We start from the raw sequence: 13,051 nt of genomic DNA on the forward strand, positions 1-13,051 counted from the left end.
ATCTGAGATGCGATGACCGCCACCGATCCCTCGACCGACAGCCTGGCCACCTGGCTGAGCGCCCGCAGCGACAGCGAACTGGCGGGGCTGCTGCGGCTGCGGCCCGACCTCGCGGTCCCGCCACCGGCGAATCTGTCGGTGCTGGCGGCGCGGGCCGAGCAGCGCGCATCGGTGCTGCGTGTCGCCGACGACCTGAGCGTGCTCGAGCTCACCCTGATCGGTCTGCTCGCGCGCGAGGGGGCCGGCGAGTCGGGCGTGCGGCGGGAACAGCTCACCGATGCGGTCGCGGGCCGGGCGCCGGTCAAGGCCGTGGACCGGGCCCTGACCGTGCTGCGGGAGCGGGCACTGGTGTGGGGCACGACACTGTTGCGCGTGACGCCGGCGGCCCGGGAGGCGGTCGGGTGGCGGATCGACCCGGCGACGACCTCGATGTCCGCCGAGCAGATCTCCGCGACGCTGGCGGAGCTGACCGACGCCGAACGCCGACTGATCGACACCCTCGCGACGAGTTCTCCGATCGGCCGCACCCGCGACGCCGCACCGGGCACGCCGCCGGATCGTCCCGTGCAGCGGCTCCTGTCGCTGGGCCTGCTCTCCTGGCTGGACGAACAGACCGTCGAGCTTCCGTTCCAGGTCGGTCAGGCGCTGCGCGGCGAGACCGTGACCGATCCGACCGTGCTGACCCCGCCGCCGGTGCGCACCCACAAACACAAGACCGCCGAGACGAACGCCGCCGCGGCGGGCGAGGCGCTGGAACTGATCCGGCACTGCGAGGCCCTGCTCGCGGCCCTCGGCGACCATCCGGCGCCCGCACTCAAGGCCGGTGGGCTCGGGGTACGGGAGATCCGCCGGCTCGCGAAGGTCGCGGGCGTCGACGACACCCGGATCAGCCTGCTCGTCGAACTGCTCGCCGCCGCCGGCCTGGTGTCGAGCGGCATCCCCGAACCGCTGCCCGCCGCGGACACCGGCGACGACTACTGGGCTCCGACCTCCGCCGCCGACTCGTGGCTCGACGCATCCCCGGCGCACCGGTGGCAGCTGCTTGCGCAGACGTGGCTCGAGCTGCCACGGCGACCGTGGGTGGTGGGTCTGCGCGACCACGGGGACAAGCCGATCGCGGCACTGTCGGACGAGGTGCGCGCCTCGGGCGCCCCGCGGGACCGGCGATTCGTCCTCGACGTCGTCGCCGAGCTCGGGACGGGGGTCGGATCGGACGCGGCCGACGTCGCGGCGGTGGTGGCGTGGCGGCGTCCCCGCTGGTCGGCACGGCTGGGTGCGTCGGCGATCGAGCACACCCTCGCGGAGGCGACCGCAGTCGGGTTCCTCGGCCGGGGCGCGCTGTCGTCCCCCGGCCGCAGCCTGCTGCACGGCGCTCCCCCGGAGTCCGTGCTCGCCGAGATGACGTCGGCCCTGCCGACACCGATCGACTACGTGCTGGTGCAGGCGGACCTGACGGTGGTCGCGCCGGGGCCGCTGGTCCCGGACCTGCTCGAGCAGGTCACCCTGGTCGCCGACGTCGAGTCCGCGGGTGCCGCGACCGTGTACCGGGTCGGCGAGGCGAGCGTCCGGCGGGCCCTGGACGCAGGCCGCACCGCGGCCGAACTGCACACCCTGTTCACGACTCACTCGAAGACGCCGGTGCCGCAGTCGCTGACGTACCTGATCGACGACGTCGCGCGACGGCACGGCCGGCTGCGGGCCGGGATCGCGCGGTCGTTCGTGCGCTGCGACGACCCGGCGATGCTGGCGGAGGTGCTGGCGTCCCCGGTGGCCGAACCGCTCGCGCTGCGCGCGCTGGCACCGACGGTGGCGATCTCGCAGGCATCCCTCGGCGAGGTGCTCGACCAGTTGCGCGCCGCCGGGTTCGCCCCCGCCGGCGAGGACTCCTCGGGCGCGATCGTCGACCTGCGATCGCGGGGAGCGCGGGTGCCGAAACGCCGGTCCCGCGGTACCCGCCGGATCCCGGCGCCCCCGACCGACGAGCAGCTCGACCAGCTGGTCCGGCAGCTGCGGGCCGGCGAGCGGGCGGCGAGCACCCCCGGCGGTGTCGCGGTCCGCTCGGGCGGCAGTCGCGCAGGCAGCGCCGCGACGATGGCGTTGCTGCAGCTCGCCGTCAAGGTGAAGCGCAGTGTCCGGATCGGGTACGTCGACGCGCAGGGGGTCGCGTCGGAGCGGATCGTCGATCCGGTCAGTGTCGGCGGCGGCCAGCTCGATGCGTTCGATCCCGCCGACGGTGCGATCCGCCGCTTCACCCTGCACCGGGTGACGTCGGTGTCACTGGTCGACTGACGGCCGCGACCCGCACCCGTCGGGTTTTTTCGGGGAGTTTTTCGGCACCCCCAGCGACCGGACCAGCGCGACTGGCTTTTCCTGGGAAATGACGTATGGTCTGGGCCAGTGATTGCCACTTCGATTCCAGGAGCGACAATGGCGGACAAGAAACCCGGGAAGAGCCCGAAGAAACCATCCCAGACGATCAAGGAGCGGCGTGCGGAAAAGCGCACCCGGGAAGCCGAATCCGGCGAGCTGATCAGAAAGCGAAAAGGGCACTGAGGTGGAGGCAGGCAGCACCCTGCTCGACCACCTCCACGATGACCTCGACCGGCTGTGGAGCACGGCAGAAGCTGGTGACGACCGGTCCCGCGCCAGGCGCCACGCGCTGACCGCAGCGAAGGCGTTCGTGCTCGACGAGCGAGTCCGGCACTCCGCCCTTTCGTAGCCGACCAGAAGAGAAAGACCTGATTTCGTGAAACGAACCCTCCTCGCACTCGACCGGATCGCCGCCCGCCTGGAAAACGAGCTCGACGAAAATCCGGTGAGGTCGGAAAGGGACGCCGGATATCGCGCCGGTATTTCCGAGGCACTCTTTCAGGTAATGGATGCACGGAAATCCGTCGCCGAATTGCGGTGAGAGAAGAATGCGGTGCGGGTGTCGACAACGGCGTCGACACCCGCACCGTTTTCGCGGCGTGGTCGACCCGCGCCCCTGCTCGGTCCGGACGCGCGCGCCGAAACACGTGGACAATGGTGGGGTTGTCATCGCTAGGAGGCGCACGTGACCGACGGACCGCTGATCGTCCAGTCCGACAAGACCCTGCTGCTCGAGGTGGACCACCCGCGCGCCGACGAGGCCCGGCAGGCGATCGCCCCGTTCGCGGAACTCGAACGCGCCCCCGAGCACGTGCACACGTACCGGGTGACGCCGCTGGCGTTGTGGAACGCCCGCGCCGCCGGGCACGACGCCGAACAGGTCGTCGATGCCCTCGTCACGTACTCCCGGTTCGCGGTGCCGCAGCCGCTGCTCGTCGACGTCGTCGACACGATGGCCCGGTACGGCCGCCTGCAACTGATGAAGAACCCGGCGCACGGCCTGGTGCTGGTCAGCCTGGACCGCGCGGTGCTCACCGAGGTGCGTCGGCACAAGAAGATCGCGCCGATGCTCGGCGCCCAGATCGACGACGACACCGTCGTCGTGCACCCGTCCGAGCGCGGCCACCTGAAGCAGTTGCTGCTCAAGATCGGGTGGCCCGCCGAGGACCTCGCCGGATACGTCGACGGCGAGGCGCACCCGATCGAACTCGACTACGAGGGCGCGTTCCCGGGGTCGGCGGACGGCGGCTGGCACCTGCGCGACTACCAGGAGATGGCGGCGGACTCGTTCTGGGCCGGCGGCTCGGGGGTCGTGGTGCTGCCGTGCGGGGCGGGCAAGACCATGGTCGGGGCGGCCGCGATGGCGAAGGCGAAGGCGACCACGCTGATCCTCGTCACCAACACCGTCGCCGGGCGGCAGTGGAAGCGCGAGCTCATCGCGCGGACGTCGCTGACCGAGGACGAGATCGGCGAGTACTCGGGCGAGAAGAAGGAGATTCGCCCGGTCACGATCGCGACGTACCAGGTCATCACCCGCAAGTCGAAAGGCGAGTACAAGCACCTGGAGCTGTTCGACTCCCGCGACTGGGGACTGGTGATCTACGACGAGGTGCACCTGCTGCCTGCCCCGGTGTTCCGGATGACCGCCGACCTGCAGTCCCGGCGACGCCTCGGCCTGACCGCGACCCTGGTCCGCGAGGACGGCCGGGAAGGCGACGTCTTCTCGCTGATCGGCCCGAAGCGGTACGACGCACCGTGGAAGGACATCGAGGCGCAGGGCTGGATCGCGCCCGCCGACTGCATCGAGGTCCGGGTCACGCTGACCGACGCCGAGCGGATGGCGTACGCGACCGCCGAGCCGGAGGAACGCTACAAGCTGTGTTCGACCGCGCGCACCAAGAACGCGGTGGTCAAGTCGATCCTGGACCGGCACACCGACTCGCCGGCCCTGGTGATCGGCGCGTACATCGACCAGCTCGACGAGCTCGGTGAGGCGCTGAACGCCCCGGTGATCAAGGGGTCGACCAGGACGAAGGAACGAGAGGCGCTGTTCGACGCGTTCCGGGCCGGCGAGATCAAGACGCTCGTCGTCAGCAAGGTCGCGAACTTCTCCATCGACCTGCCCGAGGCATCGGTGGCGGTGCAGGTGTCGGGCACGTTCGGGTCGCGGCAGGAGGAGGCGCAGCGTCTCGGCCGGCTGTTGCGTCCGAAGCACGACGGCGGTCAGGCGCACTTCTACTCGGTCGTCGCCCGCGACACCCTCGACGCCGAGTACGCGGCGCACCGGCAGCGGTTCCTCGCCGAACAGGGCTACGCGTACCGGATCACCGATGCGGACGACCTGCTCGGACCGGCGATCGGGTAGGAATAGGACCGTGCGTCACTTCGAATTCCCGGTGGACAAGACCCATGCCCGTTCGGTCAACGAGACGGTCGGTGACGTGCGGCGGCTGCGGTGGTCCGCGCTGATCACCGCCCTGCTGTTCGTGGCGCTCGCGGTGTGGCTGATCGTTCTCGCGCACCCGTGGTCGTACATCCTGGGCGCGGTCGCGCTCGTCGTCGCGGCGGCCTCGGTGTGGGTGTCGTTCTGGGCGCCGCGCAAGGTCGGGTCGGTCGAGGACCTGTACGCGAACGGCGAGCTGGTTCCGGCGATCGTCGCGGTGTCACGCCCGCGCGGCGCGACGCTGCTCTCGCTGGTGAACACCGCGAAGCCCGGCGCGGAGCGGCCGCACTACGCGCTGGTCACCCGCACCGTCCGCAGCCTGCCCGGGCACTCGCTGACCAACGTCGGCGAGCGGGTGCCGTCGATCTCGGTGATGTCGGACCGCACCACCGGCTCCACCGCCGACACGTGGCAGATGGTCAGCCCGATGCCGATCGCCTGGGGCACCCGTGACCCGAAGGTCATCCGTCGCGCGATCGAGCAGATCCCGAACGCGGAGTGGAAGCTGCTGACCAAGTCGATCCCCCTCGCCGAGGACGTTCCCCGCGCGAAGGACCAGCAGATCCCGGTCGACGCCGCCGACATCCGCTAGCGCCGGCCGAACGGGGGCCAGCCCTCGGCCGGCGACCGCGGATCGGTGGGCAGCAGCCCCGCGACCCACATGTCCCGGCGGACGCCCCGCTGCAGTCCCCCGGACCGGGCGGTGCCCTCGAACCGGAACCCGACCCGCCGCGCGACCGCCGCGGACGCCGTGTTGCCGACCAGGGCCCGCCACCCGATCCGCTCGAGTGCCAGCGTGTCCGGCCGGAACGCGAAGTCGCACACCAGGGTGAGCGCCCGGGTCATCAGCCCGTGCCCGCGGGCGGCGGCGTCGAGCCAGTACCCGACCTCGGCGGCCGACGCGTCGCCGGCAGCGAGGCCGATCATCCCGACCACCGGTGCGTCCGGGTCGCGCCGCAGGGCCCAGGTGGGGCGCCGGTCGGCCCACCCCGCCGGAACGACCTCGGTCACGAACGCCTCCGCGTCGGCGCGCCGGTACGGCACCGGCATCGTCGTCCACCGTCCGATCGACGGGTCCTGGCAGCAGGCGGTGATCCGGTCGACGTCGGCGGGGGTCGGTGGCGTCAGTGCGAGTCCGGCACCGCCGAGGCTCTGGGCGAACATCACTCACCCCGCGAGAGCCGGGATCACCTCGCGTTCGAACAGCTCGATGCCGGACGTGTCGTAGGCGGCTTCGGGGAAGTAGCAGATGGCGTACCCGAGGCCCTGCTCGCGCAGGCGGCTCAGGTTCTCGACGATCTGCTCGGGGGTGCCGACGGCGGGCATGCCCCGGAAGGCCGCCATCGACGCCTCCGCGAGTTCCTCACCCGCGCACCGCGCGATCCGGGCCTTCGTCTGCGCGAGCCGCCGCTCGACGTCCGCCTCGGTGACCCCGATCGCGACGTTGTAGTTCGCCGAACGGACGATCGCGTCGAAGTCGGTCCCGACCGCCGCGCAGTGCTCGCGCAACACCGCGGACTTGTGGGTGAACCCGTCGAGCGTGCCGTCGAAGTTGGTGTACCGCGCGTACTTCGCGGCGATCTTCAGTGTCACCTTCTCGCCACCGCCGGCGATCCACAGCGGAATACCCCCGTCCTGCAGCGGCTTCGGGGCCACGATCGCACCGTCGACCCGGTAGTACCGCCCGTCGAGCGTGGCACTGCCGGTGGTCCACGCCTGCCGCAGGATCTGCACACCCTCGTCGAGCCGGCCGAGCCGCTCCCCCGCCGGCGGGAATCCGTAACCGTATGCGCGCCATTCGTGTTCGTACCAGCCGGCACCGATGCCCATCTCGATCCGGCCGCCGGAGATCAGGTCGGCGGTCGCCGCGATCTTCGCGAGGTACGCGGGGTTGCGGTAGCTCATCGCGGTGCACATCTGCCCGAGCCGGATCGTTGACGTCACCGCACCGAGCGCGGACATCAGCGACCACGCCTCATGGGTCGCCTCCTCGGTCGGCGCGGGCACGGTGTGGAAGTGGTCGTACACCCACGCCGACTCCCACGGGCCCCGCTCGGCCCGCAGGGTCACCCCCTTCATCACGCCCCAGTGGTCGGCGGGCGCGATGCCCACCAGGTCCAGCCGCCAGCCCTGCGGAACGAACATCCCGAATCGCATGCTCCCGGACCTTACCGACTCCCGGCCGCGACGACGAGCGGTCGCGGCCGGCGTGCGGGCTCAGGCACTGACGTCGGTCGCGGTGCGCGCGAAGCGGTTACCCGGATCGGCCAGGCCGTAGTGGCCGCGCAGCGTCGAGGCGGTGTACTCGGTACGGAACAGTCCCCGCTCCTGCAGGATCGGGACCACCCGGTCGACGAAGTCGTCGAGACCGCCCGGCAGGTACGGCGGCATGATGTTGAACCCGTCCGCGGCGCCCTGCTCGAACCACGTCTGCAGCTCGTCCGCGACCTGGTCGGGCGTTCCGGCGAAGGTGCGGTGCCCGCGGCCGCCACCGAGCAGGCCGATCAGCTCGCGGACCGTCCGGTCGCCCTCTCCGGCCAGGTCCTTGACGAGCTCGTAGCGGCTCTTGTTGCCCTGGATCTCGTCGACCGGCGGGAGCGGCGGCAGCGGTGCGTCGAGGGCGTGTTCGGTCAGGTCGACGCCGAGGATCGCCGACAGTTGCCGCAGCGAGTACTCGGGCGAGATCAGGTCGGTGAAGGAGCGCTCCAGCTCCTCCGCCTCGGCCCGCGTGTCCGCGATGAACGGCACGATGCCGGGCAGCACCTTCAGGTCGTCCGCCGAGCGGCCGTGCCGCACCACGCGGGCCTTGAGGTCACGGTAGAACTCCTGACCCTGTTCGAGGGTGCGCTGGGCGGTGAACACCGCCTCGGCGTACTTCGCCGCGAACTCCTTGCCGCTCTCCGACGAACCGGCCTGCACGAGCAGCGGCCGGCCCTGCACCGACCGCGGCGAGTTCAGGGGGCCCCGAACCCGGAACCGTTCGCCGGCGTGATCGACGGTGTGCACCTTCGTGGGATCGGCGAACACGCCGGAGGACGCGTCGAGTACGACGGCGCCGTCCTCCCAGCTGTCCCACAACGCCAGGGTCACGTCGACGAACTCCTCCGCGCGGTCGTAGCGTCCGCGGTGCGAGGGGATGCCGTCGATCCCGAAGTTGGCGGCCTCATCGGCCCCCGCGGAGGTGACGATGTTCCAGCCCGCGCGCCCGGCGCTGATGTGGTCGAGCGAGGTGAACTTGCGCGCCAGGTTGTATGGGTCGCCGTAGCTGGTCGACGCCGTCGCGATCAGACCGATCCTCGCGGTGGCCACCGCGATCGCGGTCAGCAGCGTCACCGGCTCGAAGATCGCCTGCGTGTTGTGCTTGATCCGCGGACCGACGGCCAAGCCGTCGGCGAAGAACACCGAGTCGAGCTTGCCGCGTTCGGCGATCCGGCCCAGTTCCTGGAAGTGCGCGACATCCAGGACGCGATGGGCCTCCGTGCGGGGGTGCCGCCACGCGGCCTCGTGGTGGCCGACGCCCATCAGGAAAGCGTTGAGGTGGAAGTGCTTGGAATCGTGTGACATTCGAGAACCTTTCGGAAAGGTCGGTCAGGGTCGCCAGCGCGAGAGCCGGCGCTCGACGAGGACGAGAAGGGCATTGAGGGTCAGGCCCAGAACCGAGATCGCGACGATCCCCGCGTACATGGTGGGGATCTGGAAGTTGTACTGCGAGGCGGTGATCAGGTAGCCGAGCCCGGCTTTCGCGCCGACCATCTCGGCGGCGATGAGCACCAGGATCGACGACGACGCCGCCATCCGGATGCCGGTGAAGACGGTCGGGACCGCCGCGGGAAGCACGACCTTCCGGAACAGCTGCACGTGCGAGAGTCCGAGTGACGACGCGGCCTTCACCAGCAGCGGGTCGACCGTGCGCACGCCGGAGATCGTGTTCAGGAGGATCGGGAACGTGGCGGCGTACACGACCAGCGCCACCTTCGACTCCTCGCCGATGCCGAGGATCAGCACGAACACGGGGAGCAGAGCGAGCGCGGCGGTGTTGCGGAGCAACTCGAGGACCGGGCTCAGGAACTCCGCGACCGGGCGGTACCACCCGATCGCGACACCCAGCGGGATCGCGAGCGCCACGGCCAGGGCGAACCCGGTCAGGGCCCGGGACAGGCTGGCGGACAGGTGTTCCCAGAGTTCCCCGCTGCGTGCGAGGTCGGCGAAGGCGCCGGCGACCGTGCTGAACGGCGGCAGGAACACCTCGTCGACGAGGCCGAGTCTCGGTGCCAGTTCCCACACCGCGAGCAACACGGCGACGGCGAGGGCGGGCTTGAGGATCCGTCGCAGCCGCCGCAGCGCCGCCGATCCGAGACGGGCCGACCGTGACCGGACGGTCGACGAATCACCGTGCAGCCGAGGGGCCTCCGGTGCGGCGACCGCCCTGTCGGGCGCGACCGGGACGGCAAGAGCGCTAGACATGGACGGACTCCCTCTCGTTGGTCCGGGCCTTCTGCACCTCGTCGTGCAGCAGGCTCCAGATGTGATGGCGGTGGTGGCGGAACCGCTCGTCCGAGCGCACATCCGCGGCGGTGCGGTCGATGTCGATGTCGACGACCGCCTTCACCCGACCCGGACGCGAGGTGAGCACCGCGACCCGCTGACCGAGGTGGATCGCCTCGTCGATGCCGTGCGTGATGAACACGATGGTCTTGCCGGTGGCCTTCCAGATCCGCAGCAGTTCGTCCTGCAGCGACTCCCGGGTCTGCGCATCCAGCGCGGCGAACGGCTCGTCCATCAGCAGCACCTCGGGGTCGAACGCGAGGCTGCGGGCGATCGCGACGCGCTGCTTCATCCCGCCGGACAGTTCGTGCGGGTACCGGTCACCGAATCCGCTCAGGCCGACCAGTTCCAGGTAGTGGTCGGCGCGCTCACGGCGCTCCGAACGCGGCAACCCCTTCGCCTCGAGCCCGAATTCGATGTTGTGCCGGGCTGTGCGCCAGGGCAGCAGGGCGTACTGCTGGAAGACGATGCCCCGGTCCAGACCCGGCCCGGTGACGGGCCGGCCGTCGAGCAGGATCCGGCCCGAGGTCGGGATGGAGAGCCCGCCGAGAAGGTCGAGCAGCGTGGACTTTCCGCATCCGCTGGGGCCGACGAGGACGAGGAACTCGCCCTCGGCGACGTCGATGGAGACGTCGTCGATCGCGGTGAACCGGTCTTGCGACCCGCGCACGTCGAACCCCTTCGTGACGTGCTCGAGCCGGAGTTTCGGAATGGTGGTCATGGCAGGGCCTCCAGTCACTTGGCCGCGAGGACCTGGCCGTCGGGGCCACTGTCCGCGGGATAGGTTCCGTTGGCGTACGGGTTGTACTCGTTGGTGTAGACGTCGGAGGTGGTCAGTGCGCCGTCCGCGAGTTCGCCGTTGCGCGTGAGCCAGTCGATCCACGTCCGGATCTCGGTGTCGGTGATCACGCCGCCCGGACCGGCGACACCGGGCGACTTCCAGTACCTGACGAGGTCGGTGTTCTCGTTGCGTCCGCGGGCGGTGACGATGTCGGTGAAACGCGCCACCACCTCGTCCCGCGGGGTGGTCTGGGTCCAGCGGATGGCGCGAGCCGTGCCCTGGACGAAGTCGGCGACCGCGTCCTTGTTCTTCGCGATGAAGTCGTCGCGCAGGAGGTACGTGCCGTAGGTGAAGCTGCCGAACAGGGACTCGTCGGTGAACAGCGGGCGGATGCCGCCCCGCTCGACGGCCTTGTCGCGGAACACGCTTCCGAGCGTGCCGACGTCGATCTGGCCCTGCCGCAGCGCCTGTTCGGTGTTGACCGGCGGCACGACGACGAGTTCGACCTGCTTGATCTCGTCCGGCGTCAGGCCCTCGCGGGCCAGCCACTCCCGCACCAGGAACTCGTGGTGAGCGCCGAGGGTGTTCATCCCGACCTTCTTGCCGATCAGGTCGCGGGCGGACCGGATCGGGCTGTCGCCCTGGACGTAGTAGCCGTTGAAGGTGTCCTTGTCCGACCCGTAGTAGCCGATCACCGCGGTGACGGGGGCCTTCGCCGCCGCCAGTTTGAGCACCGCACCGTTGAAGGCACCGCCGAAGTCGGTCTGGCCGGTGGCGGTGTTCTGAATGCTCTGCGGACCGCTGGTGGTGTCGCCGACCCAGGCCAGCTCGACCGTGTGGAAGTAGCCGAGGTCCGCGGCGAGTTCCGGGAACAGGACCTGGCCGGTGGCGCCCTCGTAGCGCAGGACGGTCTTGCCGTCGGCGCTGGTGTGGTTCTGCGAGGACGAGCAGCCTGCCGTGAGAGCGACGAGGGACAGGAGCGCGGCGCCGGCCGCGAGGGTCCGCGCGAGGCGTGGACGAATCATGACTGAGTTCCTGGGGTTTCAGGCCCGCGTACGGCGGGCGGAGAGTGCGCACGATCGACCTCGACTCGCGGGACGCGGCGAGGGGTGCGCAAGGATTCAGACGCGGTGAGCCCGTTCAGCGGTGCTGGGCAGTGCTTCAGCGGTGCCGTTCAGGGCAGGCGACAACACTCGGACATGGCGGCCTCCTCGGACCTCGGGTGTGTCGACACCGTACGACCGGCCGCGGCGAGGTGTGAACGATTACTCGCAGCCCGATTTCAATCCCGGTCGCACGTACACTGACGTCGTGCAGGACACCGCCGAGGTCGACGAGTTCGAGACGCATCGCGGGCACCTGATGTCGGTGGGGTATCGGCTGACGGGATCGGTCGCGGACGCGGAGGACGCGGTGCAGGAGGCGTGGCTGCGGCTGCACGCCGCGGACGCCGGTGCCATCGTCGATCTCCGGGCCTGGCTGACGACCGTCGTCGGGCGGATCTGCCTGGACCACCTGCGGAGCGCCGCGGTTCGACGTGAAAGTTATGTGGGACAGTGGCTTCCGGAACCGATCGTCACGCCGGTGACCGGCACGTCGCCGGCCGACCCGCTGGACGTGGTGGTCCGCAGCGAGGACGCCCGGATCGCCGCGATGGTCGTGCTCGACACGCTCGGCCCCGACCAGCGCACCGCGTTCGTGCTGCACGACGGGTTCGGGGTCCCGTTCGACACGATCGCCGAGGTCCTCGGCACGTCGGTGGCCGGCAGCAGGCAACTGGCCTCGCGCGCGCGGCGCGCGGTCGCGGCGGCGGACGTGCCTCCGCCGGATCCGGACCACGACGCCGCGGTGGGCCGGCTGCTGGTCGCGATGGCGAGCGGCGACCTGCAGGCGGTGCTCGACGCGCTGCACCCGGATGCCCTGGTGATCGGCGACGCGGGCGGCACGACGCGGACGGCGGTCAACGTCATCCACGGCGCCGACAAGTTCGCCCGCTTCTTCCTCGGCCTCGCGCGGCGGTACGGCGAGCAGTCGTTCCTGGCGTTGGAACCGGCGATGGTCAACGGCCGGCTCGGGATCTACTCGCACGGCTCGCCGGGCGACGAGACGCATCCCGGGTTCCCGCCGCGGGCCGGTGGTTTCACCGTCCGCGACGGGAAGGTCTGGGCCGCCTACGACTTCGCCAACCCGGCGAAGCTGTCCGGGGTCAGGAGGGCGAGCCCGCCGCCGTCGAATCCGCCGGTTGATCCGCCCACGGCACCCGGCACGAATCCGTGCTGAAGCCCTGGTCGACGATGCCGAGCGCCGAGTTCATCCGGGACCGCTGGTTCTCCAGCGAGATCTGGTACGTCAGCTCCACGACGCCGTCGTTGCCGAAGCGCCGCTGCAGGTCGGCGACCTGCTCGTCGGTCACCGTGGTGGGCGTGGCGGTCATCGCGTCGGCGTAGGCGATCGCGGCCCGGTCGTCGTCGCTGTAGAGCGGCGAGGTCCGGTAGTCGTCGATGTGCTGCAGCCGGTCCAGGTCCTGACCCTCCAGGCGCATCAGCATCGACCCGAAGTCGACGCACCACGAGCACCCGACGGTCCACGCGACCCGGTAGACGGCGATGTCCCGGACAGCGGCGGGCAGCACGGTCGACGCCTTCTCCGCCGCGAGCTCCGCCACCGCCGACGCCGCGAACAGTTTCCGGTGGTTGGCGACGACGGTGAACGGCTCCGGGACGGCCCCGAACCGGCGGGCGGCGTACCGGTAGGCGAGCCGCACCAGCGGGCCGGCATCGGCGGGAGCGAGGGGGGCGATGCGAGTCATGGCTTCTCCTGTTCGCGTCGGGACACCCGGTCGGGGCATCCAGGTGCCTTCGACATGTGGACGAGACAGCCCCGGTGAACGTGACAGTAGGCGCGACGGCCGG

The 13,051-nt window shown here is 70.7% G+C and carries 14 protein-coding genes; 7 read left to right on the forward strand and 7 right to left on the reverse strand.

From position 1 onward, the window contains the following. The first annotated feature begins 12 nt into the window (after positions 1-12). The 6 genes from ABD951_RS25550 (at position 13) to ABD951_RS25575 (ending at position 5,405) form a co-directional block, all read left to right on the forward strand. Positions 13-2,289, forward strand: a complete 2,277-nt coding sequence (locus ABD951_RS25550; protein ID WP_345352245.1) for a helicase-associated domain-containing protein — start codon at positions 13-15, stop codon at positions 2,287-2,289. Positions 2,290-2,427: 138 nt separating this feature from the next. Further along, a complete protein-coding gene (locus ABD951_RS25555) occupies positions 2,428-2,553 on the forward strand; it encodes a hypothetical protein (RefSeq protein ID WP_345352248.1) in 126 nt (41 codons plus the stop codon). 1 nt (position 2,554) lies between these two features. Next, on the forward strand, positions 2,555-2,719 hold the full coding sequence (locus tag ABD951_RS25560; RefSeq protein WP_345352251.1) for a hypothetical protein: 165 nt from the start codon (positions 2,555-2,557) through the stop codon (positions 2,717-2,719). A gap of 27 nt (positions 2,720-2,746) precedes the next feature. Continuing rightward, positions 2,747-2,911, forward strand: a complete 165-nt coding sequence (locus tag ABD951_RS25565; RefSeq protein ID WP_345352254.1) for a hypothetical protein — start codon at positions 2,747-2,749, stop codon at positions 2,909-2,911. A gap of 144 nt (positions 2,912-3,055) precedes the next feature. Further along, a complete protein-coding gene (locus ABD951_RS25570; protein WP_345352257.1) occupies positions 3,056-4,735 on the forward strand; it encodes a DNA repair helicase XPB in 1,680 nt (559 codons plus the stop codon). Between the two features lie 10 nt (positions 4,736-4,745). Next, positions 4,746-5,405: a DUF3239 domain-containing protein gene (locus ABD951_RS25575; protein WP_345352260.1), complete on the forward strand. Its 660-nt coding sequence runs from the start codon at positions 4,746-4,748 to the stop codon at positions 5,403-5,405. Here the strand turns inward: ABD951_RS25575 and ABD951_RS25580 are convergent. Genes ABD951_RS25580 through ABD951_RS25605 form a run of 6 tightly spaced genes read right to left on the reverse strand, consistent with a single transcriptional unit; the run spans position 5,402 to position 11,164 of the window. Next, positions 5,402-5,977: a GNAT family N-acetyltransferase gene (locus ABD951_RS25580; RefSeq protein ID WP_345352263.1), complete on the reverse strand. Its 576-nt coding sequence runs from the start codon at positions 5,975-5,977 to the stop codon at positions 5,402-5,404. The two genes, ABD951_RS25575 and ABD951_RS25580, sit on opposite strands and share 4 nt — an antisense overlap. 3 nt (positions 5,978-5,980) lie before the next feature. After that, the gene (locus ABD951_RS25585) at positions 5,981-6,970 is read right to left on the reverse strand and encodes an LLM class F420-dependent oxidoreductase (RefSeq protein ID WP_345352266.1); all 990 of its coding nucleotides are present in this window, start codon (positions 6,968-6,970) and stop codon (positions 5,981-5,983) included. 60 nt (positions 6,971-7,030) lie between these two features. Further along, positions 7,031-8,377, reverse strand: coding sequence for an LLM class flavin-dependent oxidoreductase (locus ABD951_RS25590; protein WP_345352269.1), 1,347 nt, complete (start codon positions 8,375-8,377; stop codon positions 7,031-7,033). A 24-nt stretch (positions 8,378-8,401) separates the two neighbouring features. Then, on the reverse strand, positions 8,402-9,277 hold the full coding sequence (locus ABD951_RS25595) for an ABC transporter permease (protein WP_345352272.1): 876 nt from the start codon (positions 9,275-9,277) through the stop codon (positions 8,402-8,404). Next, entirely contained in the window at positions 9,270-10,079 is an 810-nt protein-coding gene (locus tag ABD951_RS25600) for an ABC transporter ATP-binding protein (protein WP_345352275.1), read from the reverse strand. The genes ABD951_RS25595 and ABD951_RS25600 overlap by 8 nt, the downstream gene beginning before the upstream one ends. 14 nt (positions 10,080-10,093) lie before the next feature. Further along, a complete protein-coding gene (locus ABD951_RS25605; RefSeq protein WP_345352278.1) occupies positions 10,094-11,164 on the reverse strand; it encodes an ABC transporter substrate-binding protein in 1,071 nt (356 codons plus the stop codon). A gap of 286 nt (positions 11,165-11,450) precedes the next feature. Here ABD951_RS25605 and ABD951_RS25610 point away from each other — a divergent pair, with 286 nt between their 5' ends. Next, complete coding sequence (locus ABD951_RS25610) at positions 11,451-12,419, forward strand: sigma-70 family RNA polymerase sigma factor (protein WP_345352281.1); 969 nt, start codon at positions 11,451-11,453, stop codon at positions 12,417-12,419. On the opposite strand, the gene ABD951_RS25615 is transcribed toward ABD951_RS25610, so the two are convergent. Continuing rightward, entirely contained in the window at positions 12,346-12,948 is a 603-nt protein-coding gene (locus ABD951_RS25615; protein ID WP_345352284.1) for a carboxymuconolactone decarboxylase family protein, read from the reverse strand. The two genes, ABD951_RS25610 and ABD951_RS25615, sit on opposite strands and share 74 nt — an antisense overlap. Positions 12,949-13,051: the final 103 nt, after the last annotated feature.

Origin of the sequence: Rhodococcus olei, from assembly GCF_039540555.1 — a bacterium.
Taxonomy (GTDB): domain Bacteria; phylum Actinomycetota; class Actinomycetes; order Mycobacteriales; family Mycobacteriaceae; genus Rhodococcus_G; species Rhodococcus_G olei.